Raw genomic sequence first — 25,894 nt, 5'->3', positions numbered from 1 at the left:
CGGACCCAACCGGCCGCGTGGTTGGCCATCTCCTCCATGCGGCCCTTGCGACCGGCCATCAACTGGGTGATCGCGCCGACGAATTCCTCGGGGCAGTCGATCGTCATCGCCTCGAACGGCTCATGCAGCTTGCCGTCGATCGTCTTGGTCACCACCTGCGGCTTGCCGACGGTGAGCTCGAAGCCCTCGCGGCGCATCTGCTCGACCAGCACGGCCAGGGCCAGCTCGCCGCGGCCCTGCACCTCCCAGGCGTCGGGCCGGCCGATGTCGATCACCCGGATCGACACGTTGCCGACCAGCTCGGTGTCCAGCCGGCTGCGGACCATGCGCGCGGTCAGTTTGTGACCGGACACCTTGCCCGCCAGCGGCGAGGTGTTGGTGCCGATGGTCACCGAGATCGCCGGCTCGTCGACGGTGATGCGCGGCAGCGCGTGGGCGTGGTCGGGATCGGCCAGCGTGTCGCCGATCATGATCTCGGGAATGCCGGCAATCGCCACGATGTCGCCGGCGCCCGCTTCGTCGGTGGCGCTGCGCTCCACGCCCTCGGTCGCAAGCAGCTCGGTGATCTTGGCGCTGGTGATGACGGGCACGCCGTCGACCTCGCGCATCCAGGCCACCTGCTGGCCCTTGCGCAGCTTGCCGTTGTAGATGCGGATCAGGGCGAGCCGGCCGAGGAAGGCCGACGCGTCGAGGTTGGTCACCAACGCCTGCAGTGGCGCCTCGGGGTCCCCGGACGGCGGCGGGATGTGCTCCATCAACACGTCGAACAGCGGGTCGAGGTTGTCGCCGGCGGGCACCTCGCCGTTCGCAGGCTGCTCGGTGCTCGCGATGCCCGCGCGCCCGGAGGCGTACAGCGTCGGCAGGCCCAGCGCGTGCTCGGCGGCCGCGGCCGCTTCGTCGTCGAGGTCCGATGCGACGTCGAGCAAGAGGTCGTGGCTGGCGTCCACCACTTCGGCGATGCGCGCGTCGGGCCGGTCGGTCTTGTTGACGACGAGGATCACCGGAAGGTGGGCGGCCAGGGCCTTGCGCAGCACGAACCGCGTCTGCGGCAGCGGCCCCTCGGAGGCGTCGACCAGCAGCAGCACCCCGTCCACCATCGAGAGCCCGCGCTCCACCTCGCCGCCGAAGTCGGCGTGCCCCGGGGTGTCGATGACGTTGATCACCGTCACGGTGCCGTCCGGGTTGTGCCGGTGCACGGCGGTGTTCTTGGCCAGGATGGTGATGCCTTTTTCCTTCTCCAGGTCACCGCTGTCCATGATGCGTTCCTGGGTGTCGTCGCCTCGGTGGTGCAGCGCACCTGATTGCCGCAGCATGGCGTCGACCAGGGTGGTTTTGCCGTGGTCGACGTGGGCGACGATGGCGACGTTGCGGAATGACACGTCGGAGATTGTGGCAGTGGGGGCGCTGGATAGCGAACTGGCAGGTCTCCGGGGCCGCCTCACCAGCCCCTGCGGCGCGGTGCGGTGCCCAATCACGGCGTCGACCGTGCAACCACGGCGACCCCGCCCGGCGTGTCGCCGCCCTCACCACACACTCAAAGCCAAGGTTGCACATCGACGGGCGGCGACCCGCTTAACCGGCAGGTCTCCGGGCCCGCCTCACCAGCCCCTGCGGCGCGGTGCGGTGCCGACCAATTCGCCCTTGGCGGCCACCTCGCGGCTGCGGTAGACGATGTAGGGCCTGAACAGGTAGACGACCGGCGCGCTGAACACATGCACCAGTCGCGTGAACGGCCACAGCGTGAACAGCACCATCCCGATCAGGGCATGCAGCTGGTAGTCCAGCGGCGCGTGGATCATCACCTCGCCGTGCGGCTGGAACAGCCAGATCCGCCGGAACCACACGCCGACGGTGTAGCGGTAGTGGAACTCCCCGCCATGCGGGCCGGTACCGATCAGGTCGCAGTACAGCCCCACCACGATCGCGAGCACCAGGACCACATACATCACCTTGTCGCTGCGGGTGGTGGCCATGGCCACCGCCGGGCGGGTGAACCGCCGGTAGATCAGCAACCCGATGCCGATCAACGTCGCGATCCCCGCCAGCGACCCGGCGGCGACCGCCTGCAGGTGGTAGAGGTGGTCGCTCATTTTCAGCATGTGCGTCACACTCGGCGGGATGAACAGCCCCATCACGTGTCCGGCGAAGACCGCCAGAATCCCGAAATGGAAGATGGGGCTGGCGACCCGCAGCAGCCGCGACTCGTAGATCTGCGAGGAACGCGACGTCCAGCCGAATTTGTCGTAGCGGTAACGCCACCAGGTTCCGACGATCAGGACCGTCAGCGTGATGTACGGCGCGATGTCCCAGAACAAGACGTTGCTAAACATCGGACGCTCCTTTCTCGCGGCGTGGCGGGACGGTTAGTGTAAATGGTTGCAGCCCAACGGCTTCCGCGGGTGGACCGGCCTTCTCCAAACGTTCCGCGCGACGCACCTCCTGATCGGTTGCGGCGGGCAGCGTTTCGCAGACCGCCGCGATGGTCGGCTCGTACGGCGACCGGGCGTCGGCCAGCGCGTTACGCAACACGTCGATCGGGACCCGGTGCTCGCTGAGCAGGCGCCGTCCGACCTCGGGGTCGACGGTGGCGGCGAATTCGAGCACGACGGGCAGGTGGTCCGGCGCCTCGGCGCGCGGCGGCTGCACGCCCGCCTCGCGGTAGGCCGTCGCGAACCCCAGCATTTCCCGGCCGCGGTTACGCGTGTCTCCGGCGGTCCAGTACGTCAGATACATCGTGGCGCGCCGCCGCATGTCGAAGGTCGCGACGTAATCCATTGCGGCGCCCATCAGGTCGCGGCCACGCAGCGCCGCGGCCGTCTGGTGCAGCAGCTGCGCGGCGGTTCCGCCGATGTGGCCGACCAGCTCGTCGACCACGTCGAGCCGCTCGGCCAGGCCGTCGTCCGGGTAGGCCAGCAGCAGCGATGCCGCCTGCCACACCAGACGGTCCTGCATCGCCCGCGTGCTCGACCGGTCCCGGAGCTGCGCCAGCAGTTTCATCGCTTGTGCTCTTCGGGAAACATGCCGGCGGAGACTCGGCGACCGTCCCAGTTGAGCAGGTTCACCCGCCCCGACGGTCTGGCGTTGCCGGATTCTTCTTCTGGGGAGCCGCCGCGCTGCTTGAGCGTGTGAAAGGTCGCCACGGACACGGGGACTTGATCCGACTCGTACATGCCGGGGCCGCCGTCGCCGTCCAGCGAGCAGCCCATCTCGTCCAGCTCGTGCGCCCGCGGAGCGAATGCGGTCGGAATGACATACCGCTCTTCGTATTTCGCGATGGCGAGCAGGCGATACATCTCGTAGATGTCTTCCTCGGTCATGCCGACCGAATGCGGTATCTGTGGCTGGGTCTCGCGGCCGAGGTTGATGTCGCGCATGTACGAGCGCATCGCCGCCAGCCGGCGCAACACGCCTTCGACGACACCGGTGTCGCCGGCGGTGAACAGCTCGGCAAGGTATTGCATCGGGATCCGCAGCGCGTCCAGCGCACCGAACAGGTTGCCCAGGCTCTCCCCGTCGTGGCCGTCGCGGCTGACCGCGTCGACCACCGGCGACAGCGGCGGGATGTACCAAACCATCGGCATCGTCCGGTATTCCGGGTGCAGCGGCAGCGCCACCTTGTATTTGTTGATCAGCGCGTACACCGGGGAGCGCTGCGCGGCCTCGATCCATTCATCGGCGATCCCCTCCGTCCGGGCGGCAGAGATCACCTCGGGATCGCCTGGGTCCAACAGGATTCGGCGCTGTGCGTCATAGAGGTCCGTGTCGTTCTCCACCGACGCGGCCTCCAGCACCCGGTCGACGTCGTAGAGGACCAGGCCCAGATACCGCAGCCGCCCCACACACGTCTCCGAACAGATGGTCGGCAGGCCGACCTCCATCCGCGGGTAACACAGGGTGCACTTCTCGGCTTTGCCGGTCTTGTGGTTGAAATACACCTTCTTGTAAGGACATCCGGAGACACACATCCGCCAGCCGCGGCAGCGGTCCTGGTCGACCAGCACGATGCCGTCCTCACTGCGCTTGTACATCGCACCCGACGGGCACGACGCCACGCAGGACGGGTTGAGGCAGTGTTCACAGATGCGGGGCAGGTAGAACATGAAGGTCTCTTCGAGCGAGAGCTTGACCTCCTCGCTGACCTTCTTCAAAATCGGGTCGCCGGCCAGGATTTCGGTTGAGCCGGCCAGGTTGTCATCCCAGTTCGGCCCCCACTCGATCTTCATCGGCTTGCCGCTGAGCTGGCTCCTCGGGGCGGCCGTCGGGAACGTGTCACCCGCGGGTGCCGTGGTCAGGTTCTCGTAGTCATAGGTCCACGGCTCGTAGTAGTCGTCGATCATGGGCAGCCGCGGATTGGCGAAGATCCGCAGCAGCTTCTGGATGCGGCCGCCGTCGCGCAACCGCAGCCGGCCCCGCTTGTCGCGGATCCACCCGCCGCGCCACCGCTCCTGGTCTTCATACGTGCGCGGATAGCCTTGTCCGGGGCGGGTTTCGACGTTGTTGAACCAGACGTACTCGGTACCGGGCCGGTTGGTCCACGCCTGCTTGCAGGTGACCGAGCAGGTGTGGCAGCCAATGCATTTGTCGAGGTTCATCACCATCGCCAGCTGCGCCATGACCTTCATCGGTGAACCCCCTCGCGCGTCGTGTCGGCGGCCATCAGTACTGCACCTCCTGGCTGCGACGACGCACCACGGTCACCTCGTCGCGCTGGTTGCCGGTCGGGCCGAGGTAGTTGAACGCGAAGGAGTGCTGTGCGTATCCCCCGGCCAGGTGGCTGGGCTTGATCCGCAGCCGGGTCAGCGCGTTGTGATTGCCGCCGCGCTTGTTGTTGGTTTCGGTGCGCGGGGTGTCCACGGTGCGCTCCTGCACGTGGTAAACGAACACCACGCCGTCGGGCATCCGGTGCGAGACGATCGCGCGGCACACGTAGATGCCGTTGGCATTGACCGCCTCGACCCAATCGTTGTCCTTCACTTGAATTCTCGCCGCGTCGCCCGGGCTCATCCACATTGTCGGGCCGCCGCGCGACAACGACAGCATGTACAGATTGTCCTGGTATGTGGAGTGGAACGACCACTTCGAGTGCGGCGTCAGATACCGCACGGTGAGCCCGATTCCGTCATCAGTCGGCCCGAGCGCGGGTTGGCCGAACAACCGCTTCATGTCGAGCGGCGGCCGGAACACTGGCAGGTGCTCGCCGAGTTCCTCGATCCAGTCGTGCGCGAGATAGAAATGCATTCGCCCGGTTAGGGTATGGAACGGCTTGAGGTTCTCGATGTTGATGGTGAACGGCGCATAGCGACGCCCGCCGGTTTCGCTGCCCGACCATTCCGGGCTGGTGACCACCGGAACCGGCCGCGCCTGCGTGTCGGCGTAGCTGATCCGCTTGTCCTCGCTGCCCTCGGCCAGGTGCACCAGCCGCTGACCCGTGCGCTTTTCGAGTTCGTGGAAGCCCTCGACGGCGAGCCGGCCGTTGGTGGTCCCGGACAACAGCAGCAGCACGTCGGCCATCCGTGCGGCGGTGGTGACGGCCGGACGCCCAGCTGCCACACCGGATTTCAGCACCCCGAACTTGGCCGCGAGCTCCTCGACCTCGCGGAACGGGTGCACCGTGACACCCTTGGTGGTCAGTCCGAACTGCTCGACGAGCGGGCCCAGCGTCAGCCACTTGTCGTAGACGGCGCCGTAGTCGCGCTCGACCACGGTGAGCTTGCCCATCGTCCGTCCCGGGACCGGCGTCGCACCGGTGTGCAGCCAATCGGATTCGGTGCCATCGGGATACGCCATCGCGTCGGGTGTGTCGTGCTGCAGCGCGGAGAGCACCACGTCGCGGCGGGTGCCGAGATGCTCCTTGGCCATGGCGCTGAAGGCACGCGCGACGGCGCCGAAAGCGTCGAAATCCGAACGGGTTTCCCATGGCGGATCGGTCGCGGCACTGAACGCGTGCACGTAGGGGTGCATGTCCGTGCTGGCGATGTCGGCCTTCTCATACCAGGTTGCCGCGGGCAGCACCACATCCGACACCAGCGTCGTCGACGTCATCCGGAAGTCGATCGACATCATCAGATCGAGCTTGCCCTCCGGGATGTCCCCGGCACACGTGACGTCGACGGGCTTCACCCCGTCCTTTGGCGGCTGCACCTGGATGTTGGAGTCGGTGCCCAGCAGGTGACGCAGGAAATACTCCCCGCCCTTGCCGGACGAGCCGATCAGGTTGGCGCGCCACACGGTGAGCACTCGCGGCCAGTTGACGGGGTTGTCGGGATCGGTGACGGCGAGTTTCAGTTTGCGTTGACCGAGCTGCTCGGCGACGTAGTCGGCGACGTCGCGACCCGCCGACTGTGCCTCGTCGACGACCTCCAAACTGGATCGGTCGAACTGCGGGTAGTACGGGCTCCACCCCATCGCGACCGAGGACGCCAGCAGGTCCATCGTGTGCTTGTTCGCAAACCTGCCCCGGCCCACCGGGCTGGCGAGCTTGTCGGCCCCGTAGCCGTCGTAGCGCCATTGGTCGGTGTGTGCGTACCAGTACGATGCGCCCGGCACCTGGCGCGGCGGGCGGACCCAGTCGGCTGCCATCGCCATCGTCTGAAATCCGGTGAGCGGGCGCACTTTTTCCTGGCCGACGTAGTGCGCCCAGCCACCGCCGTTGCGCCCCATCGACCCGGTCAACATCAGCAGCGCGAGCACCGACCGGTAGATCGCGTCGCTGTGGAACCAATGGCAGATGCCGCCACCCATGATGATCATGGACCGCCCGCCCGATTCCTCCGAGCTGTGCGCGAATTCCCGAGCCACCCGGATCGCCTGCGCGGCCGACACTCCGGTGATCGGTTCCTGCCATGCCGGGGTGTTCTGCTGGGTGGCGTCGTCGTAGCCGGCCGGCCATTCGCCGGGCAATCCCGGCCGCGCCACCCCGTACTGCGCGAGCATCAGGTCGAAAACGGTGCACACCAAGTGCTTACCGACACGGCGCACCGGGACACCTCGGGCGACGGTGGTGCCTTCGCCGTCGACCGTATCGAAGCTGGGCAGGTGCACGAGCGTGGCGTCGCGGTCGCTGTGCGGCACATCGGTCACGCTGAGTGCGGGCTGCAGCGAACCGAGGTCCAGGTTCCACTTTCCGACGCCGTCCTCGCCGTACCGGAAACCCAGCGAACCCTGCGGAACCACAACCGAATTCGTGGCTTCATCCAGCACCACGGGCTTGAGCGTGGCGTTCTCGACCGGCTCCCCCAAATCCGCGGCCGTGAGGTTCTTCCCCGGAACCAGCATGTCGCCGCGTTCTTCCAGCTTGATCAGGAACGGCAGGTCGGTGTAGCTGCGCGCATAGTCGACGAAGAACGGAACCTGTTTTCGCACATAGCATTCCGAGAGGATGACGTGGCCCATCGCCATGGCCAATGCGCCGTCGGTACCGGCAGCGCACGGCATCCACTCGTCGGCGAATTTGGTGTTGTCGGCGTAATCCGGGTTGACGGTAACCACTTTGGTGCCGCGGTAACGCGCCTCGGCCATCCAGTGCGCGTCCGGCGTACGGGTGATCGGGACGTTGGAGCCCCACATCATCAGGTACGCCGCGTCCCACCAGTCGCCGGATTCGGGCACGTCTGTCTGGTCGCCGAACACCTGCGGCGAGGCCACCGGAAGGTCGGCGTACCAGTCGTAGAACGACGTCATCGGTGCGCCGATCAGTTCGAAGAACCGCGATCCGGCGGTGTACGACACCATCGACATCGCCGGGATCGGTGAGAATCCGGCGACGCGGTCGGGACCGTATGTCTTGATGGTGTGCACGTGGGCGGCGGCGATCAGCTCGGTGGCCTCAGCCCAGGTGACCCGGACCAATCCGCCCTTTCCGCGTGCCTGCTGATAGCGCCGACGGCGCTCGGGATCGGCCTGAATGTCGGCCCACGCCAAGACCGGATCGCCCAGCCGTGCCTTTGCCTCTCGGTACATCTCGAGCAGCACGCCCCTGGCATACGGGTAGCGCACACGGGTCGGCGAGTAGCTGTACCAGGAGAACGACGCGCCGCGCGGACACCCGCGCGGCTCGTACTCGGGCCGGTCGGGGCCCACCGAGGGATAGTCGGTCTGTTGCGTTTCCCAGGTGATGATCCCGTCTTTGACGTAGATCTTCCACGAGCACGAACCGGTGCAGTTCACCCCGTGCGTGGAGCGGACCACCTTGTCATGGCTCCACCGGTCGCGGTAGAACACGTCGGCCTCGCGGCCCCCGCGTCGCGTGACGGTGCGCAGATCGGGCGAGAACTCCCCCGGCGTGAAGAACCGCCCACTGCGCTCCAGAAGCTCCTCGAGCGCTCCGCCAACGTGAGGTGTGACAGTCAAGACGTGCTCCTCCTCCTATTCGCCTACGTCGCGCCTCTTACCTGGGCCACGTGCTGCGCCCCAATCTGCGCTCATTTGCGTTGCGAACGGGACTCAGCCCGGTGATCCATCCGCCCATGCCAACTCGGATCGGCTCAACCGTCGGCTCTGGGGCCCGCGAGCCGGGTGGGGGATGAAGCACCAGGACAGGTCGCGGCTGACCGGACTTTCGGCGGACCCGATCTGCGTGTGACGTGGCTGTTGCAGGTCGTTTCTACAAATCGCATTGTCATATCCAGTTCACTTGGACGACCTGCAACACGGCTGTACGTTGACTGCCGGAAATCTGTGGACTCCTTATGAGCCCTCGGCGTCCAGCGCCCGCGCCAGATCATCGAGCCAGCCGCGGTCGGCGGGCACCCAGTCGACATCGGCCAGCTCGGCCCCGGTCACCCAGCGCAGCGCCCGGTGGTCGTGCGGCTGGGGTTCACCCCGGATCAGCCGCACCCGATACGCGCGCAGCGTCGTCGTGTCGTTCAGCGCGATGTCATCGCCCAGGCGGTCGCCCACCGCGACCTCGCAGCCCAGTTCCTCGGCGAGCTCGCGGGCCAGCGCGTCGGGCTCGGTCTCGCCGGGCGCGACCTTGCCGCCGGGCAGCTCCCAGCGGCCTGCCAGCTCCGGCGGCCGGTCGCGTTGCGCCACCAAGACCTCGCAGCCGCAGATGAGGGCGCCGGCAACGACGATCTGGGTCGGCATGGCCAGTGACGGTATACCGTCGGGGCATGGCTGTGTTAACGGATGAGCAAGTAGACGCCGCACTGCCCGATCTGAACGGATGGGAGCGTGCCGACGGCGCCCTGCGCCGATCGATCAAATTTCCGACATTCCTCGACGGCATCGATGCCGTGCGCCGGGTGGGCGAGCACGCGGAAAGCAAGGACCACCACCCCGATATCGATATTCGTTGGCGGACAGTGACTTTCGTTTTAGTCACGCACTCCGAGGGCGGCATCACCAAGAACGACATATCGATTGCACACGACATCAACGAGATCGTCGGGAGCTAATCGGAGCCCTCGCGCCGGCCGGTGACCGCGATCCAGCCCAGGGTCGCCACCGCCGCGACGATGTAGATCAGCCCGGCCCAGGCCAGATACCAGGGCCGGCTGATCTGCCAGATGGTTGGCTGGGCGAAGCTCAGCAACCACGGAACCCCTATGATCGTGAGCGCCAGCCAGCCCCAGCCGACGATTCGCGCGCCGGGCAGCCGGTGCCACGGGCCGTGAATCGCCCAGACCATCAGCGGTACCAGCCACACCCAGTGGTGCGTCCAGGAGATCGGCGAGAGCAGCAGGCCGAACAGCTCGACCACCAGTAATTTGCCCAGCCGGTCGCTGGCGTCCAGGGCTCGCCAGGCCAGCAGGGCCAGCACCGCGGTGGCGGCGATCGCGGCCAACACCAGCGGATCGAACCCGGCGTCGTGGCCCAGGATCCGCGAAATGCCGCCCCGCCACGACTGATTGAACGACGTGGCGATCGGGCCCACGCGGTGCGCGTCACCCAGCAGGTGGAAGAAGTAGAAGCGCGTCTGGTCGCCGACGACCAGCGCGGACACGCCGACGGTGGCGGCGAACACCACCGCCGAGAACGCCGCCGCGGCCCAGCGCCGCACGCCGACCAGGTAGAGACCCGAGATCGCGGGCGTCAGCTTGATGCCGGCCGCCACGCCGACCAGCAACCCCGACAGCCACCACCGGGTGGTGTAGACCGCCCACAGCACGGCCACCATCAGCAACACGTTGACCTGTCCGTAGTCGAATGTGCTGCGCAGCGGCTCGATCCACATCGTCACCGCCGTCCACAGCATCGCCAGCCGGCGACCGTGCGGGCCGGCGGGCACACCCATCAGCCGCTGGCTGATCCGGATCGCGACGTAGAGCGCGGCCATGCTCGCGAGCTGCCATCCGAATGCGACCAGGCCGAAGGGCAACAGATGCAGCGGGTAGAAGACGACCGCCGCGAAGGGCGGATACGTGAACGGCAGCGGGAAGTCCGGCGTCTTGTCGCCGTAGACGTAGCTGTACAGCGTGCCGGGATGGTCGATGGCCGCGGCGCCGCCGAGGTAGACGTGCAGGTCGACAAAGTTCGCGCCGCTGGGCGAAAGATATGTCCAGCCCAGCCGCGCCGCGATGCTGACGATGAGCAGCGCCGGCGCCGCCTGAAGAAGGCTCGCGCGCCGCCGGGTTCGGGGTGCCGCCGCGGCGGCCGAGGTGGTGTTTACCCGCCCGACTTTAGCGATCCGGGGGGACGCCTCGGTGCCCGCGTTACGGCGCGAGCCGGACAAAGCCCGGCGGCGACGACGGAGGCGGCGGCGGAGGAGGAGGCGGTGGCTTGGGTGGCTCCGGCGGAGGTGGCGGCGGGGCCTCAGGTGGCGGAGGTGGCGGCGGAGCCTGTGGGGGTGGCGGCGGAGGAGGCGCCTCGGGCGGCGGCGGCGGCGCCTCGGGTGGTGGGGGCGCTGACGCCTCCGGCGGCGCCACCTGCTGCGGTGGCGACTGTTGCGGTTGTTGACGCGGCACCTGCCTTGGTGGAGGCGGTGCCGCGATCGGCACGGGCGGTGACAGCGTCTGCGCATCCGGCGGCTTGGGTGCCGGAATCTGTGGCGGGTCCGTCGGGCTGATTTCGGGCAGCTTTCCGGTCAGCGAAACCAGCGCTGCGCCTGACGATTTAGGCGTGTATGCGGCCCCCCGGGCCGCCGGGTCATTCCGTATCGGCACTGCGTTGGACATGATCGAGGTGATCTTGCCCTGGTCGTACGGGCAGTAGGCGCCCACCGCCGACGAGATGAACCGGGATTCGGTGCGCATAAGACGGCCCTTGTCGAAATTGCGCTCGCCCGGGTCGGCGCTGTAGGCGTTGTCCAACATCGCCTTGACCACGTCATCCACCGTGTAGCCGGCATCGAGTGCGCGACAAACGTTGTGGGCTTCCGTAATCAGGCTTGGCACGCCCTCGAGGGCGGGGATGTCATTTTTAGCGAGCAGTGCAAGAAACTGGTCGTCCTGGGGGTCGGCTACCGCGATGGGACCGCGCAGAATTGCGGCGCTCGTTATCACCACGATGGCGGCAACCAGCGAGCCGGCCTGGGCGGTGACTCTGGTTGCCATGGCAGGTTTTCCGTTTCTGCTAGCCCCCCCGGACCGCATTTACTTTTCTATATACGCGTGGCCGCCAGGCGAGGTTCCCCGGCATCCGGAAATTAACTTTGCACTTTCCGTGAATTCACCAGGCTGATTATCTCGGAGCCGAGCCGACATGTACAGGACGGGGCTTGTGAACCGCTCGTAAAAAAGAGTCGGCTACGCGGGTCGCGCTCCCAGGGCACCTCTCCGGCCGACCAGACCGTCCCGGTGGTCGCCGGGCAAACACCCGCCCGTCTGATAACCGCTCTCACTCGTATCAGTAACGATCAAATAAACGCCACACGTGTCACTTGAGTCCCATCCGTATCAAAGTAACTTCGGCCTCGGGACCAGTCATCGACTACCAGGGAGAATCATGCCAACCATCTGGACTTACATGCGTGCAGCCGCCATCTTGGCCGGTTCGTCCGCAGCACTATTGGCGGGCGGAATCGCCCACGCCGACCCCGTGCCGGCTCCGCCGGTGCCGAACATTCCGCAGCAGCTGATCAGTTCGGCGGCCAACGCACCGCAAATCCTGCAAAACCTCGCTACCGCACTCGGCGCCACGCCGCCGTCGGCGCCGGCCGCTCCTGGAATCACCTTCCCGGGAGTTCCTTCCGCCACCTCGGCCACACCGGCATCGTCGCCGGCCGCCATCCCCTCGATTCCGGGGCTGACGTCGTCGACGACACCCGCCGCGACTGCTCCGACGTCCGCGATTCCCGGGCTGACGTCGCCCGCGACACCCGCCGCTCCGGCCGCTCCGGCCGCGACGGGCATCCCGGGGCTGATCCAGGGCCTGACACAGCCGGCAGCTGCGGCACCCGCCGCCACTCCGGCCACGCCGTCGATCCCCGGGCTGCCGGCGATCCCGGGGCTGTCGACACCGGCAGCACCGGCCACTCCGCCGACTCCTTCGATCCCGCAGGCGAAGGTCGACATGCCGGCGCTGCTGCCCGGCCTGCCGGTCAACATGCCGGCGCAGATGTCGCTTCCGCAGGACCTGCCGGCGCTTGCCGGACAGGTTCCCGCGGCGCCGGCTCCGGGTGCCCCCGCGGCACCGGCGGCAGCGGCACCCAACCCGGCCGGGCCGGTAGCGCCGCTGCTCGCGGCCCTGCCCTGACCCACACACCAGACAGCACAGCCACTACCTAACGACCGGAGGACACCGTGGCAACCACTTGGAATCTGTCCAAAGGTTTGGCCGCTGTCGTCACGGCTTCGGCTGCCGCGTTCGGGTTCTGCCCGAGCGCGGCAGCCGACCCGGCGGCACCGCAACCGAACTCGACACAAGAACTTCCGGGCCTGCCCGCGCTATCGCAGCTGAGCCCGATCATCCAGCAGGCCGCCGGCAATCCCGCACAGGCGACACAGCTACTGATGGCCGCCGCCCAGGCATTCGCGCACAGCCCGACCGCGCCGAGTGAGTCCAAGAACGTGGCCACCTCGGTGAGCCAGTTCGTGGGACCGGGCACGCCGGCCGCGGCCCCGAACACCACCGCACTACCCGACGGCCCGCACGTCCCGCCGGAGGGCATCGAACCCGGCGCGCAGGCGCACCTGCCGACCGGCGTCGACCCGGCGCGCGCGGCCGGACCGATACCCACCGCCGGTCCGCCGGCCGCCGCGCCGCCCGCTGCCGCACCGCCTGTTGCCGGGCCTGTTTCGGCACCGGCACCTGCGGCCCCCACCCCGGCGAACGTGCCCGTCGCGGCGCCCGTGCCGCCGCCCTCGCCGGCCGCACCCGCGGCGCCGAACGCAGGACCGGCACCGGCGCCGGGCGCGGCCGCCCCCGCGGCGGCCGCACCGGGTTTCGGCCCTGACGCCCCGCCCACGCAGGACTTCATGTACCCCTCGATCGGCACCAATTGCCTTGCGGACGGTAGTAGTTCGATTGCCACCGCGCTATCGGTGGCCGGGCCGGCAAAGATTCCGGTGCCCGGTCCGAGTGCCGGCCAGACCGCCTACGTGTTCACCGCGGTCGGCACCCCCGGCCCCGCCGAGGTGCAGAAGCTGCCGTTGAACGTCACCTGGGTGAACCTGACGACGGGCAAGTCGGGGACCGTGGCACTCAAGCCGCGCTCCGACCTGAACCCGGACGGTCCGACGACGTTGACCGCGATCGCCGACACCGGTTCGGGCAGCGTCATGTCGACGATCTTCGGTCAGGTCACGACCAAGGAAAAGCAGTGCCAGTTCATGCCCACGATCGGCTCCACGGTGGTGCCTTAACGCAGACAACCAGCGTTGTTTGCCTGCCATGAGCGCGCGTGTCCCCGCATCGGGGGCACGCGCGTTCGCGTGGCGTCAGTACGCCATGAACAGGATCGCGTCGCGGTCGTAATCGAGGCCCGGATGAACGCTGGCGAGGTGAGCCTGGGTCAGTTCGACCAGCTCGTCCTCATCCTTACCGACGATGGCTTCGCCGCACGGACACGTTATGTGTGTCTTCACGTTTCGCCTTTCCCTTCTGTGCACCAACTACTTCGCCGCCTTGGCTGCGGCTTTCATCTGCTTCTTGTACGACCGCACCTGCCCGAGCGAGTCGGCGTCGACGATGTCGGCGACCGACACATGCGTGCCTGGCTTGCCGAACTCCCCCGCCGCTTCGCGCCAGCCGTCCGGCGTAACCCCGTACTGCTTGCCGAGCAGTGCCAGGAAGATCTGCGCCTTCTGCTGACCGAATCCGGGCAGTCCCTTCAGCCGGCGCAGCAGCTCCTTGCCGTCGGGGTCGCCGGCCTTCCACAACCCGGCTGCATCGCCGTCGTAATCGTCCACGATGATCTGCGCCAGGGTTTGGATGCGCTTGGCCATCGATCCCGGAAACCGGTGTATCGCAGGCTTTTCCGAACACAGCGCCGCGAATTTGTCGGGGTCGTAGTCGGCGATCTTCCCGGCGTCGAAGCCGCCCATGCGATCGGCGATCTTCTTTGGACCCGCGAAGGCGGTTTCCATCGGTACCTGCTGGTCGAGCAGCATGCCGACCAGTAACGCGAACGGGTTGTCGTCCAGCAGCGCGTCGGCGGCCGGCTCTTGGACAAGCTGCAGTTTCGGCACCCGCACAGTCTAGAGGCGCGCCTCGAGCACCGCGCCGAGGGCGTTGACACAGATGGCCCGAAGCTCGTCGCGGGTGAAATTCTGCTCGGCGAGCCATTGCACACACAGCACCCGCACGAACGCCAGCCAGCTGATCACCAATGCGGAAAGCCGTTGGCGTGCAACGTGGTCGAGGTCGATCGCGTCGGCGATCCGGTCGCGCAGCGCCTCGAGCTCGGAGTTGATGATGCCCTGCACCACCGGGTCGGCGGCCAACGTCTGGTTGGCCGCCAGCACCGCGTGGCGATTGGCCAGGAAGTAATCGAAATGCGCGTCGAGACCGGCGACGATCTGCCCTTCGAGTGGAGCGTCGGGGTCGACGTGAACGCTGGCGAGCAGCCGATCGGCGGCACGCTGGTACACGGCGGCGAACAGCGCGGGCTTGCCGGGGAAATGCCGATACAGCAGCGCGCGCGAGATGCCGGCCTCCTCGGCCACCACGTCCATGGTGATCTCCTCGTACGGGCGCTCGGCGAAGACGCGTTCGGCCGCGTCCACCACCTGTTCGCGGCGCCGCCCCGGCGGGAGTCGGCGTTGGATTGCCACGGCAGAATTCTAGTTGACACGCAACGTTTTTCGCCTTAAGTTGACACTAATCTACTTAGTGGCTCGCAAGGGGTCTGGAGGTTGCGTGCGACGCGACGAGTACCTCAAGTACCTGGCCGCCGCCACCGGCGCCTCATCGGTCGCGATCGGCTGCTACCACTTCGCCGAAGGAGTGGCTTCGGTCCCCGGCGCCACCGACGCCAATGCGACGGTGGATTCGCGCGAACGCTTCTACTCCGCCATATTCGCGGGGTACGGCCTGGCCTGGATCCAGGCCGCCCGCAGGTCGCCAATCAGCACCGGCGAGGTGCGCGTCCTGGCCGGCATCATGCTTGCGGGCGGCATCGGCAGGCTGATCTCGGTCGTGCGCAACGGCCCGCCACACTGGTTCCAGGACGTCCTCACCGGTATCGAGTTCGCTTTTCCCGCAGCATTTTTCGCGCTCACCGCGGCGAAGAAATCCGGCGGCTAGCCGCTCTTGCGGCGGAATTCCCGACGGTTTCCCGCCGCGCCATGCGCCCGCGACTGCTTGCCGCCGCCGTCCCGGTGGTCGGACCCGCCGGAGGACTTGGCCATCTTGCGCTCGAGGGCCTCACGGAACTTGCGCTTGTTGTCGTCCTCGGATTGCTCCGGGTCAGAAGCTGCGGAGCCCTGCGGGGCGTTCGATTCGGCCATAGGAGAGAGCCTATCCCGGCCTGGCCCGCCGGACCGCTAACACGGCACCGCTACCGCTTGCCCGGCGGCATTCCGTACACGTGTGAAATCGGCAGCGTCAGCAGCACCCGCCGATCGGTGACCATCGCGTCTCGGTACTCATCCCAGTCCGGGTGTTCACCGGCAATCTCGCGGTAGAGGGCGATCAGGGCCTCCACCGTCGCGTCGTCGCGCGCGGCCGCCGGCGGCGTCAGTTCCGCCGTGCCCTCGGCGACGGCATACGACCACCCGTCGTCGGAATCGACCAGGAGCGAGGCTCTGGGGTCGCGCCGCAGGTTGCGGGTCTTGGCCCGGGGCTCGGTAATCGAGACCCGCACCACCACTTCACGCGGGTCGAAGTGATAACTCACGTTCGACAGCTGGGGCCGTCCATCGCGTTTGATGGTGGCCAGCACGCCGAGGGAGTTCCCACTGATCAAGGCCAGCAACTTGTCGTCGAAGACTTGGCGTCCCATGTCGAAAGCCTACGTCTTTGCCCGGCAACGCAGGCCGGTGAGAATGGATCATGACCAACTACGCGGCATTCCTGCGCGGCGTCAACGTCGGCGGCGTCAATCTGAAGATGGCCGAGGTGGCGAGCGCATTGACCGACGCCGGATTCAAGAACGTGCGGACCATCCTGGCCAGCGGCAACGTGTTGCTGGAGTCCTCGGCCGGGGCGGCCGGGGTGCGCAAGAAGGCCGAAGCCGCGCTGCGGGATAAGTTCGGCTACGACGCGTGGGTGCTGGTCTACGACCTCGAGAAGGTACGTGCGGTTGTCGACGCCTACCCCTTCGAGCCCGAGGTCGACGGATACCAGTCCTACGTCACGTTCGTCGCCGACGCGGACGTGCTCGACGAACTCGCGGCGCTGGACAAGGACGCCGGCCCGAAAGAGAAGATCGGCCGCGGTGACGGCGTCGTCTACTGGCAGGTCCCCAAAGGCAGCACCCTGGACAGCAAGATCGGCAAGACCATGGGCAAGCCGCGCTACAAGTCGTCGACCACCACTCGCAACCTGCGCACGCTCGACAAGGTGTTGCGGTAAGGCTCGAAATCCGTTGCCCGGCAGCCAGTCTCACTCGTCTTCGGGAACGGCCTCGACGTAGCGCAGTGCGTCGGCCTTCCCCAGGCCGAGCCCGTGTGCCACCCGCACGTACTCGCGGGCCGCGGCCGCCATCGCGGCGTCGGTCGGATCGTAGCGAGCGACGAAAGTGCCGAAGCGACCGCGGGTTTCGATGATCGCCGCGGTTTCCAGTTCGCGGTACGCGCGAGCCACGGTGTTGACCGCGACGCCGAGCTGGCCCGCCAGTTCCCGCACCGTGGGCAGCCGGGTGCCCGGCGGCAGGGCGCCATCCCGGACCCCGTCGATGACTTGCGTCCTGAGCTGATCGAACAGCGGCTTGCCCGCCTTCATGTCGACCCGCAACCAGTCACCCAGTTCCACCCGTCCAGTATCACTCAGCGCTTGACTATGTTGTTCAGATGCGAATAACGGTGCTCAGCGGCGCGGGGATTTCCGCGGAAAGTGGCGTGCCGACGTTCCGCGACGACAAGAACGGATTGTGGGCCCGCTTCGACCCGTACGAGTTGTCCAGCACCCAAGGCTGGCGCGACAACCCCGAGCGGGTCTGGGGCTGGTACCTGTGGCGCCACTATCTGGTTGCCGACGTCCAACCCAACGCGGGGCATCGCGCCATCGCCGACTGGCAAGACCACGCCGAGGTCAGCGTCGTCACCCAGAACGTCGACGATCTGCACGAGCGGGCGGGCAGCGCACCCGTCCACCATCTGCACGGCAGCCTTTTCCAATTCCGTTGTGCGCTTTGCGGTATGCCCTACACCGAAGCGCTTCCCGTCATGGCCGAACCCACGCTGGAGGTAGACCCCCCGGTTTGCGCGTGCGGCGGCCTGATCCGCCCCGACATCGTGTGGTTCGGTGAGGCGTTGCCCGCCGAACCGTGGCAGCGGTCCGTCGAGGCGACCGAAGCCGCGGACGTGATGGTGGTCGTGGGCACGTCGGCGATCGTCTACCCGGCGGCCGGGCTGGCCGACTTGGCGCTGTCGCGCGGCACCGCGGTCATCGAGGTCAACCCCGAAGTCACCCCGCTGTCCGGCAGCGCCACGATCAGCATCCGCGAGACCGCGAGCCAGGCGCTGCCCGGACTGCTGCAGCGGCTGCCCGCCCTACTGAACTAGCGGCCGGCGCGCCCGGCCCAGCAAGAGCTCCGAGACCGGCATCGGGGCCCACGCGGGCAACGTGAATTCCCGCCGGGAGCTGGCGATTTCGAATCCGGCGTCGATGATCGAGCGCTCGGCGTCGCGATGGGTGTGACAGTTGCCGAACAACCTGGGCCACAGCGTCGCGTCCGCGATCCGTTGATAGCGGCCCCGGACACCGGCGCTGGCCACATGCTCGAGGTAGCGCAACTCCCCGCCCGGCCGCAGCAAGGAGTACAGCTGCCGCAGGACGCCGGTCGGGTCGTGCACCGAGCACAACACCAGCGAGCACACCACCGCGTCGAACGGTGCGCCGCCGGTGAACGCTTCCACCGTCTCGCTTTTGACGACGATCCGCCCGGGCGCCGTCTCCGCCGCGGCGCGGGCGCGAGTTGCTAACCGGGCCTCGGGCTCCACGGCGATGATCTCGTCGACCGACTCCGGGTAGTTGGGGAAGTTCGTCCCGATGCCCGCCCCGACTTCCAACACCCGGCCCGACAGGCCGGCCAGGTTCTCCCGGCGAAGTGCGCGCACCTCGTCCGTTTCGTGGCTCGCGATGAAGGGCCAGATCCGCGCGAAGAACGGGTTCTCCACCTGCGTCGTCATCTATTCGTCAACCTTCTTGTATCGATCGACCGGTCAGCCGATATTGGTGACCGACTCCCGGACCGGATGCCCGTTGTGTGTTACCGGTTCCTCGATCGGCTCGAGGTATTCGGCCCCTTGGGCCGGCCCCTCGCTGATGCCCAGCCGCTCATGTAACCACACCAAAGGCTTTGGCGCCCACCAATTCCAGCGACCCGCCACATGCATGAACGCCGGGACCAGAACCATCCGCACCAGGGTCGCATCCGCGGCCACCGCAAGCGTGAGGCCCAAACCGAACATCCGCATGAACGACACGTGAGCGGCGATCAGCGCGGCAAAGGACATCGACATCACCAGCGCCGCGGCGGTGATCACCCGGCCGGTGCGCGCGACACCGAGCGCCACACTTTCATCGTTGGCCGCGTGCGCCTGGGCCGCCGTGCGTCCCAGAGCCCGCGAGCCGCCGGCAGCCAACCAGTACTCGCGGATCCGCGACACCATGAACACCTCGTAGTCCATGGACAAACCGAACGCGATGCAGAACAGCAGCACCGGCATGTTCGCCACCAGCGTCCCGCTCGGGGTCGTCCCCAACGCGCCCAGATGGCCGTCCTGGAAGATCCACACCAGCGCACCGAACGCGGCGGTCAGCGAAAGCACATTGCAGATCAGCGCTTTGATCGGCAGCATCACGCTGCCGGTGAGCAGGAACAGCAGCACGAAGGTGATCGCGGCCATCAGTCCCAGCACCAACGGAAGTCGGTCGGTCACCGCGTCGCAGCTGTCGCGGTTGACCTGGGCGACACCGGCCGTCTCGACGGATCGACCGGCGGGCCCGGCCACCTGGTGCAGCCGCTTGAGCTGGGTGTCGGAGGCTTGCGAGAACAGCGGCGCGGTGCTGTTCACGGTCAGGAATGCGCTGCCGGCGGCAATCCCGGTCGCCGCGGCGGGCGGTCCGATGCGTTGCCCGGCGGCGAAGGTGCCGCCGGGTGCGGCCACCGCCGACACGTCGGGCACCCGCGATAAGGCGGCCGCGTAGTTGTCGAGGTCGGCCGGGCTCAGGCCGCGGGCATCGGGCACGACGACGGGCACCGCCGTCGAGAGGTCATTCGCGAAGTCGTTGCGCAGTTGGTCACCGACCTGATGCGCCGAAGCCGACCGCGGCAGCACCCGGTCGTCGGGGAAGCCCCATTTCACGGAGGCGAACGGCAAGCCGAGCAGCGCCAGCAGGGCGATGACGGCCACGCCGACCGGCAGAGAGCGTCGCATCACGAACTTGCTGGACCGGTACCAGAAGAGCTCCTCGACCTCTTTGTGGATGGGATCGGGGCGGCCCAGCATGCGCCGCAGCAACTTTCGCACGTCCAGCGAGTCCAGCCGCGGGCCCAGCAGCGCGATCGCGGCGGGGGTGAGCACGATGGACGAGGTCGCGACGAAGGCCACGGTGGCCACCCCCGCGTAGGCGAAGGACTTCAGGAAGTACATCGGGAACAGCGCCGTGGCCGACATCGACAACGCCACCGTGACGGCCGAGAACAGCACCGTGCGCCCCGCGGTCGCCATGGTCTTGACGAGCGCCGCCTCGCGGTCGCCGCCCTCGGCCAATTCGTCGCGGTAGCGGCTGACGATCAGCAGCGTGTAGTCGACCGCCAGGGCCAAGCCCAGCGCGGTGCTCAAGTTGAGCGCGAAGATCGACACCTCGGTGGCATAGGTGACCAGGCGCAGCACCGTCATCGAACCCACGACGGCCAGAGCACCGAGCGCCATCGGCAACGCCGCGGCCAGCAACCCACCGAACACCCAGACCAGCACCAGGAAGCTCAGCGGCAGCGCGATCATCTCCATGACCAGCAGGTCTTCTTGGTTCTGCTTGTTGATCTGGGCGTATTGCATCGCCGGTCCGCCGGCGCGCACGGTGACGCCGTCGCGGTCATGGACGAATTGGTCCGCGAGGGTCTGGGCGTTCTTCTGCACGTTGTTCTCGCCGCCCTTGAGGTTGACCACGATCAGCCCCGACTTTCCGTCGCGGCTGACAAGATTGCCGGCGGGCGGTGGACCATCGGCGGGACCGGACCAGGCCGATGACACGTTGTAGACCAGCGGCGACCCCTGCAAAGCGCCGCCGAGATCGGTGGCCACCTTGCGGGCCTTGGCGCTGTTCACGCCGTCGGGCGCCGTCACGAGGATCAGCATCTGCTGACCGCTCTGCCCGAACTTGTCGGCCAGGACGCTGATGGCGCGTGCCGATTCCGAGTTCGGATCTTGGAAACCCCCGGCGGACAGGCTCTTGGCGACGGGCAGACCGAACACCGCGGCGGCGACGAAGACCAGAACGCCGATTGCGACGACGCGGCGCGGCGCGGCGATGGCCAGCCGAGCGACTGCCTGCAGCATTGGGAGCCCTTCCGCCGCCAGGGGGTAAAGCGCGCCGGCCGCTCGATTGTCCTCAAAAACTTAACGACGCTAACTTCCGAATGTTCGACAGCGTCTTCTCTCAAGAACGGGGACGGCCCGCCGGACGGTTCAATCCGCTTTTCAGGCGGTTTTAAACCCAAGCGACGATAAGAGTCCGGCAAGAAAAGTGAGCAGAAAGTAAGCAGCTCAGGGCTCAAATCCGGGGTTCGACGACGGCGAACCTACCCGCCGGTAAATTGCCACCATTTTCCGAATCGTGACTCAAAGATTCCTTAATGGTGGCCCATACGCTCAGTGTCATGTGGATCGACGACACAAGTGCCGACGTCATCAAAGTTGACTTCGAAGCCCTCTACCACGGCGACGTCCTGGTGGAAGGCGAGACCTCCGAGCAGTTCGACGAACTGCAAGCGGCGAGTTGAGCAGACCATGAGCATGCTCGCGCGGCTGTTAATGGCCGAACCCGCCGTCAGTCGATGGTTCCGTAAGTAACCGTCGAACCCAATCATCACGAAAGCCCCCCGCATCAGCGGGGGGCTTTCGTTTTGCCTCAACCGATCAGCGGGGCGCCATCCGAATCGCGCCATCCAGGCGGATCACCTCGCCGTTGAGCATCGGGTTTTCGATGATGTGCACCGCCAGCGCGCCGTACTCGTCGGGGTCGCCCAGCCTGGCCGGGTGCGGCACCTGCTTGCCCAACGACTTCTGCGCCTCCTCGGGCAGCGACCCCAGCAGCGGGGTCTTGAAAAGACCGGGCGCGATGGTCACCACGCGGATGAGCTCGCGCGACAGGTCGCGCGCGATCGGCAGCGTCATACCGACCACGCCGCCCTTGGACGCCGAGTAGGCGGCCTGGCCGATCTGGCCTTCGAACGCGGCGACGGAGGCCGTGTTGACGATGACGCCACGCTCCGGGCTTGTCTCGGGACCGACCGGCTCGGTCTTGGCGATGCGCTCGGCGGCCAGCCGCAGCACGTTGAATGTGCCGATCAGGTTGACGCCGATGACCTTCTTGAAGCCGTCGAGCGGGAACGGACCATCCTTGGACAGCGTCTTGATGGCATTGCCGATGCCGGCACAGTTGACGTTGATGCGCAGCGTGCCCATTGATTCCGCGGCGTCCAGCGCCTTGCCGACGGCAGCCTCATCGGTGACGTCGGCCTCGACGAAGCGGGCGCGCTCGCCCAGCTCGCGGACCGCTTCTTCACCGCGCAGGTCGATCACGACCACCTGGGCACCGCGGTCGAGCAGTCGTTTGGTGGTGGCCAGGCCCAGGCCGGAGGCACCCCCGGTGACGACGGCGACGGCGTCCTTGATCTCCATTCGAGTCCTTCCCTATCCTGGCAACGTTTGCCAACCAACCTGTTGGTTGGGCACTATACCCAGTCCGTAAGGACGGCTTCGATGTCGGTCGCCGGGGACGCCGCGCGCGGCGTGTCCGGGGCGGTGCGGGAGAACCGCGGCGCCGGCCTCGGCTGCAGGCCCCCGTTGACTTCGTAGAACGTGTCGCGCTCGGTGATGTGGGGCTCGGTCTGCACTTCCCCGAAGGCCAGCACCGGTGTCACGCAGGCGTCGGAGTCGACGAACACCTTGGCCCAGTGGTCACGGTCCTGGCTGCCGAACTTCTCGGTGAACACCGCCCGCAGCTCGGGCCAGCGGGCGACGTCGTTCTGCGGCGGCAGGTCCGCGGCGTCCAGCCCCAGTCCGGCCAGCATCGCCGCGTAGAACTGCGGTTCGATCGCGCCGACCGCGACGTATCTCCCGTCGGCGCACTCGTAGGTGTCGTAGTAGGGCGCGCCGCCGTCGAGCATGTTGGTGCCGCGCGCGTCGGTCCACATGCCGGAGGAGCGCATCTGCCACATCATCTGGATCAGCACGCTAGAGCCGTCGACCATCGCGGCGTCGACGACCTGCCCTTTGCCCGAGGTCTGCCGCTCCCACAACGCGGACAGGATGCCGACCAGCAAGAACATCGACCCGCCGCCGAAGTCGCCGACCAGGTTCAGCGGCGGCACGGGCCGTTCGTTCGCCCGGCCGATGGAGTGCAGGATCCCGTTGAGCGAGATGTAGTTGATGTCGTGACCGGCCTGCTGGCTGCGCGGGCCGGTCTGTCCCCAGCCGGTCATGCGGGCGTAGACCAGCCGATCGTTGACCTGCGCGCACTGCTCGGGGCCCAGGCCGAGGCGCTCGGTCACACCCGGGCGGTAGCCCTCGATCAACACGTCGGCCTTGGCGACGAGTTTGAGCACGCGGTCGCGCCCCTCGTCGGACTTGAGATCGGCGGTGACGATGCGGCGGTTGCGACTCATGGCGTCTTTGACGACACCGCCGGCACCGGCCGACGGCCGATCGATGCGCACGACGTCGGCGCCGAGATCTCCGAGGATCATCGCGGCGTGCGGCCCGGGCCCGATGCCCGCCAACTCGATAACGCGCAAACCCTGTAGCGGTCCAGCCACGATCCACCGACCTTTCGTCTGCTCTGACGCTTCGTAGTTCGCATCTTCGCAGCCAGCCTCGACGGGCGCGCACCCCGGTCGCTTTCGTCGGTTCACTAGGCTCAGCCCATGCCGCAAACCACGATCGACACCCAGACCTCCATCGAGGGCCTTGCCGTCACCCTGACGCAAGGGGTGCTGTCGGTAACCATCGACCGTCCCGACAGCCTCAATTCGCTTACCGTTCCGGTGATTACCGGACTTGCCGACACGATGGAACGCGCGGCTACCGACCCGAACGTCAAGGTGGTGCGCCTCGGCGGCGCCGGTCGTGGCTTCTGCTCCGGCGCGGGCATCAGCGCCGACGACATGTCCGGCGGAAGCGGATTTTCACCGGACGAAATCGTGTTGGAGATCAACCGGCTGATCCGGGCGATCACGGCTCTTCCGCATCCGGTGGTCGCCGTCGTTCAGGGGCCGACGGCGGGTGTCGGCGTCTCCCTTGCCCTGGCCTGTGACGTCGTATTGGCTTCGGAGAAGGCGTTTTTCATGCTTGCGTTCACCAAGATCGGCTTGATGCCCGACGGCGGCGCTTCGGCGTTGGTGGCCGCGGCGGTCGGCCGGATCAGAGCGATGCAGATGGCGCTGCTGCCCGAACGTCTGCCGGCCTCCGAGGCGCTGTCCTGGGGCCTGGTCAGCGCGGTCTATCCGCACGAGGAGTTCGAGGCCCAGGTGGACAAGGTCATCGCGAGGTTGTTGACGGGTCCGGTGGTGGCGTTCGCCAAAACCAAGCAGTCGATCAACGCGGCCACGCTCACCGAGTTGGACTCTGCCCTGCAGCGCGAGTTCGAAGGACAGGGCATCCTGCTGCGGTCGCCGGATTTGGCCGAGGGCACCAAGGCCTTCCAGGAGCGCCGCACCCCCGATTTCACCGACCGCTGAATCCCGCGCGTGATGCCTCGTAGCGCTTAAGCCTGGATCGATTGGGCAATCCTTCCTTTCAGATTCTTAACAACCTGAGGGGAACGGAGCATCGATGGGCGAACAGGTTCGCTGCCTGGTGACCGGAGCGACCGGCTACATCGGTGGCCGCTTGGTGCCGCGACTGCTGGACGACGGCCATCACGTTCGCGCGCTGGCGCGCAACCCCGACAAGCTGGCCGACGTGCCCTGGCGGCAGCAGGCGGAGGTCGCCCGCGGCGATCTGGGTGATGTCGATTCGCTGATCGCGGCGTTCGACGGCATCGACGTCGTCTACTACCTGGTCCATTCGATGGGCACGTCGAAGGACTTCATGGCCGAGGAGAACCGCGCCGTCCAGAACGTCGTGACGGCTGCTCGCCGCACCGGCGTGCGGCGGGTGGTGTATCTGAGCGGCCTGCATCCCGAGGGCCGCGAGCTCTCGCCGCACCTGGAGTCGCGCAAAGCCGTGGGTGAGGCCCTGCTCGACTCCGGCATCGAGACGGTGGTGTTGCAGGCCGGCGTGGTCATCGGCTCGGGGTCGGCGTCGTTCGAGATGATCCGCCACCTCACCGACCGGTTGCCCGTGATGACCACACCGAAGTGGGTACACAACAGGATTCAGCCGATCGCGGTGCGCGACGTGCTGCACTATCTGTCCGCGGCGGCGACGGCACCGGTGCCGTCGTCGCGCACCTGGGACATCGGCGGACCCGATGTCTTGGAATATGGCGACATGATGCGCGTCTACGCGCAGGTGGCGGGGCTGGGCAATCGCTACCTCGTCGTCCTGCCGTTTCTGACGCCGACGATCGCCAGCCTCTGGGTGGGCACCGTGACGCCGATTCCGCCGGGATTGGCGCGACCGCTGATCGAGTCGCTGGAATGCGATGCGGTGATGCGCAATTCGGACATCGACGGCATCATCGAGGCGCCACCGGGCGGCCTCATTGGCTACCGTCGCGCGGTCGCGTCTGCGCTGGGCCGCGCGGCGCACGGCCTCCCCGACGCCACCTGGTCGTCGTTGCGGTCCGAGCCGGCCGAGCCATTGCCTTCCGACCCGGACTGGGCGGGCGAGGTCGTCTACACCGATGTGCGGGCGGCGACGACGAGCGCGAGCCCCGAACAGGTGTTCAAGGCCGCCGAGGACGCAGCCGACGGCGGCTCGGGACGCTGGCTCAAGCGCTGGAGCGTGGCGGAGCGAGAACCCGACAGCAGGCTGCAGCTGCGCGCCCCGATGCGGTCGCCGGGCTGGTCGTGGCTGGAGATCACCGTGAAACCGCGCGACGGTGGCGGGACCGAGTACCGGCAGCGGGCGATCTTCTTCCCGCACGGGATACCGGGGCGTCTGTACTGGTATGCGTTGTGGCCCATGCGTACTGCGGCGCTGAAAGCCCTGGCGCGCGGCGTCGTCGCCGAGGCTTGAGC

General features: G+C 67.4%; 27 protein-coding genes. 9 read left to right on the top strand and 18 right to left on the bottom strand.

Annotated features, from left to right (window positions below):
• The 6 genes from JOZ00_RS19570 to JOZ00_RS19545 form a co-directional block, all read right to left on the bottom strand.
• Positions 1-1,379, bottom strand: a 1,379-nt coding sequence (locus JOZ00_RS19570) for a GTP-binding protein (RefSeq protein ID WP_293346614.1), incomplete at its 3' end; no start/stop codon positions are given.
• A 219-nt stretch (positions 1,380-1,598) separates the two neighbouring features.
• Positions 1,599-2,330, bottom strand: a complete 732-nt coding sequence (gene narI, locus JOZ00_RS19565) for a respiratory nitrate reductase subunit gamma (RefSeq protein ID WP_293346611.1) — start codon at positions 2,328-2,330, stop codon at positions 1,599-1,601.
• Positions 2,323-2,997 carry a nitrate reductase molybdenum cofactor assembly chaperone gene (gene narJ, locus JOZ00_RS19560; RefSeq protein WP_293346608.1) on the bottom strand — a complete coding sequence of 225 codons (675 nt, stop codon included), beginning with the start codon at positions 2,995-2,997 and terminating at the stop codon, positions 2,323-2,325. Before narJ ends, narI begins: the two co-directional genes overlap by 8 nt.
• Positions 2,994-4,622: a nitrate reductase subunit beta gene (narH, locus tag JOZ00_RS19555; RefSeq protein ID WP_293346605.1), complete on the bottom strand. Its 1,629-nt coding sequence runs from the start codon at positions 4,620-4,622 to the stop codon at positions 2,994-2,996. The genes narJ and narH overlap by 4 nt, the downstream gene beginning before the upstream one ends.
• A gap of 34 nt (positions 4,623-4,656) precedes the next feature.
• Entirely contained in the window at positions 4,657-8,349 is a 3,693-nt protein-coding gene (locus JOZ00_RS19550; protein WP_293346602.1) for a nitrate reductase subunit alpha, read from the bottom strand.
• A gap of 336 nt (positions 8,350-8,685) precedes the next feature.
• Complete coding sequence (locus JOZ00_RS19545; protein ID WP_293346599.1) at positions 8,686-9,084, bottom strand: (deoxy)nucleoside triphosphate pyrophosphohydrolase; 399 nt, start codon at positions 9,082-9,084, stop codon at positions 8,686-8,688.
• Between the two features lie 26 nt (positions 9,085-9,110).
• On the opposite strand from JOZ00_RS19545, the gene JOZ00_RS19540 reads away from it, so the two are divergent.
• Positions 9,111-9,395, top strand: a complete 285-nt coding sequence (locus tag JOZ00_RS19540; protein WP_293346596.1) for a 4a-hydroxytetrahydrobiopterin dehydratase — start codon at positions 9,111-9,113, stop codon at positions 9,393-9,395.
• Here the strand turns inward: JOZ00_RS19540 and JOZ00_RS19535 are convergent.
• Together JOZ00_RS19535 and JOZ00_RS19530 are read right to left on the bottom strand one after the other, a co-directional pair.
• Positions 9,392-10,627: a mannosyltransferase gene (locus JOZ00_RS19535; protein WP_293346626.1), complete on the bottom strand. Its 1,236-nt coding sequence runs from the start codon at positions 10,625-10,627 to the stop codon at positions 9,392-9,394. The genes JOZ00_RS19540 and JOZ00_RS19535 overlap by 4 nt on opposite strands.
• A 25-nt stretch (positions 10,628-10,652) precedes the next feature.
• Positions 10,653-11,492 (bottom strand): DUF732 domain-containing protein, encoded by an 840-nt coding sequence (locus JOZ00_RS19530; protein WP_293346593.1) that lies wholly within the window; start codon positions 11,490-11,492, stop codon positions 10,653-10,655.
• A gap of 391 nt (positions 11,493-11,883) precedes the next feature.
• Here JOZ00_RS19530 and JOZ00_RS19525 point away from each other — a divergent pair, with 391 nt between their 5' ends.
• Both JOZ00_RS19525 and JOZ00_RS19520 read left to right on the top strand, forming a co-directional pair.
• Entirely contained in the window at positions 11,884-12,633 is a 750-nt protein-coding gene (locus JOZ00_RS19525; RefSeq protein ID WP_293346590.1) for a hypothetical protein, read from the top strand.
• A gap of 47 nt (positions 12,634-12,680) precedes the next feature.
• Positions 12,681-13,742 (top strand): hypothetical protein, encoded by a 1,062-nt coding sequence (locus JOZ00_RS19520; RefSeq protein WP_293346587.1) that lies wholly within the window; start codon positions 12,681-12,683, stop codon positions 13,740-13,742.
• A 75-nt stretch (positions 13,743-13,817) separates the two neighbouring features.
• Here JOZ00_RS19520 and JOZ00_RS19515 read toward each other — a convergent pair whose 3' ends face one another.
• The 3 genes from JOZ00_RS19515 to JOZ00_RS19505 are packed head-to-tail and all read right to left on the bottom strand — an operon-like array spanning position 13,818 to position 15,152.
• Positions 13,818-13,964, bottom strand: coding sequence for a hypothetical protein (locus tag JOZ00_RS19515; protein WP_063892814.1), 147 nt, complete (start codon positions 13,962-13,964; stop codon positions 13,818-13,820).
• A 27-nt stretch (positions 13,965-13,991) separates the two neighbouring features.
• Positions 13,992-14,567, bottom strand: a complete 576-nt coding sequence (locus JOZ00_RS19510; RefSeq protein ID WP_293346562.1) for an HhH-GPD-type base excision DNA repair protein — start codon at positions 14,565-14,567, stop codon at positions 13,992-13,994.
• A gap of 9 nt (positions 14,568-14,576) precedes the next feature.
• Complete coding sequence (locus tag JOZ00_RS19505) at positions 14,577-15,152, bottom strand: TetR/AcrR family transcriptional regulator (protein WP_293346559.1); 576 nt, start codon at positions 15,150-15,152, stop codon at positions 14,577-14,579.
• Between the two features lie 85 nt (positions 15,153-15,237).
• On the opposite strand from JOZ00_RS19505, the gene JOZ00_RS19500 reads away from it, so the two are divergent.
• Positions 15,238-15,624: a DUF4345 domain-containing protein gene (locus JOZ00_RS19500; RefSeq protein WP_293346556.1), complete on the top strand. Its 387-nt coding sequence runs from the start codon at positions 15,238-15,240 to the stop codon at positions 15,622-15,624.
• On the opposite strand, the gene JOZ00_RS19495 is transcribed toward JOZ00_RS19500, so the two are convergent.
• Together JOZ00_RS19495 and JOZ00_RS19490 are read right to left on the bottom strand one after the other, a co-directional pair.
• Entirely contained in the window at positions 15,621-15,827 is a 207-nt protein-coding gene (locus JOZ00_RS19495) for a DUF5302 domain-containing protein (protein ID WP_293346553.1), read from the bottom strand. The two genes, JOZ00_RS19500 and JOZ00_RS19495, sit on opposite strands and share 4 nt — an antisense overlap.
• Before the next feature lie 50 nt (positions 15,828-15,877).
• Positions 15,878-16,321, bottom strand: coding sequence for a PPOX class F420-dependent oxidoreductase (locus JOZ00_RS19490; protein ID WP_293346550.1), 444 nt, complete (start codon positions 16,319-16,321; stop codon positions 15,878-15,880).
• Between the two features lie 50 nt (positions 16,322-16,371).
• Here JOZ00_RS19490 and JOZ00_RS19485 point away from each other — a divergent pair, with 50 nt between their 5' ends.
• Complete coding sequence (locus tag JOZ00_RS19485; protein ID WP_293346547.1) at positions 16,372-16,893, top strand: DUF1697 domain-containing protein; 522 nt, start codon at positions 16,372-16,374, stop codon at positions 16,891-16,893.
• Positions 16,894-16,923: 30 nt separating this feature from the next.
• Here JOZ00_RS19485 and JOZ00_RS19480 read toward each other — a convergent pair whose 3' ends face one another.
• Positions 16,924-17,292, bottom strand: coding sequence for a GntR family transcriptional regulator (locus tag JOZ00_RS19480; protein WP_293346545.1), 369 nt, complete (start codon positions 17,290-17,292; stop codon positions 16,924-16,926).
• Between the two features lie 38 nt (positions 17,293-17,330).
• On the opposite strand from JOZ00_RS19480, the gene JOZ00_RS19475 reads away from it, so the two are divergent.
• Complete coding sequence (locus tag JOZ00_RS19475; protein ID WP_293346542.1) at positions 17,331-18,044, top strand: NAD-dependent deacylase; 714 nt, start codon at positions 17,331-17,333, stop codon at positions 18,042-18,044.
• Here JOZ00_RS19475 and JOZ00_RS19470 read toward each other — a convergent pair.
• Together JOZ00_RS19470 and JOZ00_RS19465 are read right to left on the bottom strand one after the other, a co-directional pair.
• Positions 18,033-18,671 carry a class I SAM-dependent methyltransferase gene (locus JOZ00_RS19470; RefSeq protein ID WP_293346539.1) on the bottom strand — a complete coding sequence of 213 codons (639 nt, stop codon included), beginning with the start codon at positions 18,669-18,671 and terminating at the stop codon, positions 18,033-18,035. The two genes, JOZ00_RS19475 and JOZ00_RS19470, sit on opposite strands and share 12 nt — an antisense overlap.
• A gap of 33 nt (positions 18,672-18,704) precedes the next feature.
• Positions 18,705-21,047, bottom strand: coding sequence for an MMPL family transporter (locus JOZ00_RS19465; RefSeq protein ID WP_293346536.1), 2,343 nt, complete (start codon positions 21,045-21,047; stop codon positions 18,705-18,707).
• 320 nt (positions 21,048-21,367) lie between these two features.
• Here JOZ00_RS19465 and JOZ00_RS19460 point away from each other — a divergent pair, with 320 nt between their 5' ends.
• Entirely contained in the window at positions 21,368-21,490 is a 123-nt protein-coding gene (locus JOZ00_RS19460) for a hypothetical protein (protein WP_003878506.1), read from the top strand.
• Positions 21,491-21,626: 136 nt separating this feature from the next.
• Here JOZ00_RS19460 and JOZ00_RS19455 read toward each other — a convergent pair whose 3' ends face one another.
• Positions 21,627-22,391 (bottom strand): 3-hydroxyacyl-CoA dehydrogenase, encoded by a 765-nt coding sequence (locus JOZ00_RS19455; RefSeq protein ID WP_293346533.1) that lies wholly within the window; start codon positions 22,389-22,391, stop codon positions 21,627-21,629.
• A 53-nt stretch (positions 22,392-22,444) separates the two neighbouring features.
• Positions 22,445-23,527, bottom strand: a complete 1,083-nt coding sequence (locus JOZ00_RS19450) for a CaiB/BaiF CoA-transferase family protein (protein ID WP_293346530.1) — start codon at positions 23,525-23,527, stop codon at positions 22,445-22,447.
• Positions 23,528-23,635: 108 nt separating this feature from the next.
• On the opposite strand from JOZ00_RS19450, the gene JOZ00_RS19445 reads away from it, so the two are divergent.
• Both JOZ00_RS19445 and JOZ00_RS19440 read left to right on the top strand, forming a co-directional pair.
• Positions 23,636-24,448: an enoyl-CoA hydratase gene (locus JOZ00_RS19445; protein ID WP_293346527.1), complete on the top strand. Its 813-nt coding sequence runs from the start codon at positions 23,636-23,638 to the stop codon at positions 24,446-24,448.
• A gap of 94 nt (positions 24,449-24,542) precedes the next feature.
• Positions 24,543-25,892: a DUF2867 domain-containing protein gene (locus JOZ00_RS19440; protein WP_293346524.1), complete on the top strand. Its 1,350-nt coding sequence runs from the start codon at positions 24,543-24,545 to the stop codon at positions 25,890-25,892.
• The last annotated feature ends 2 nt before the right edge of the window (positions 25,893-25,894 follow it).

It is taken from the genome of Mycobacterium sp. (assembly GCF_019243155.1).
In the GTDB taxonomy this organism is placed as follows: domain Bacteria; phylum Actinomycetota; class Actinomycetes; order Mycobacteriales; family Mycobacteriaceae; genus Mycobacterium.
Note: the sequence above shows the minus strand (reverse complement) of the source record. Positions and strands in the feature narration are given on the sequence as shown.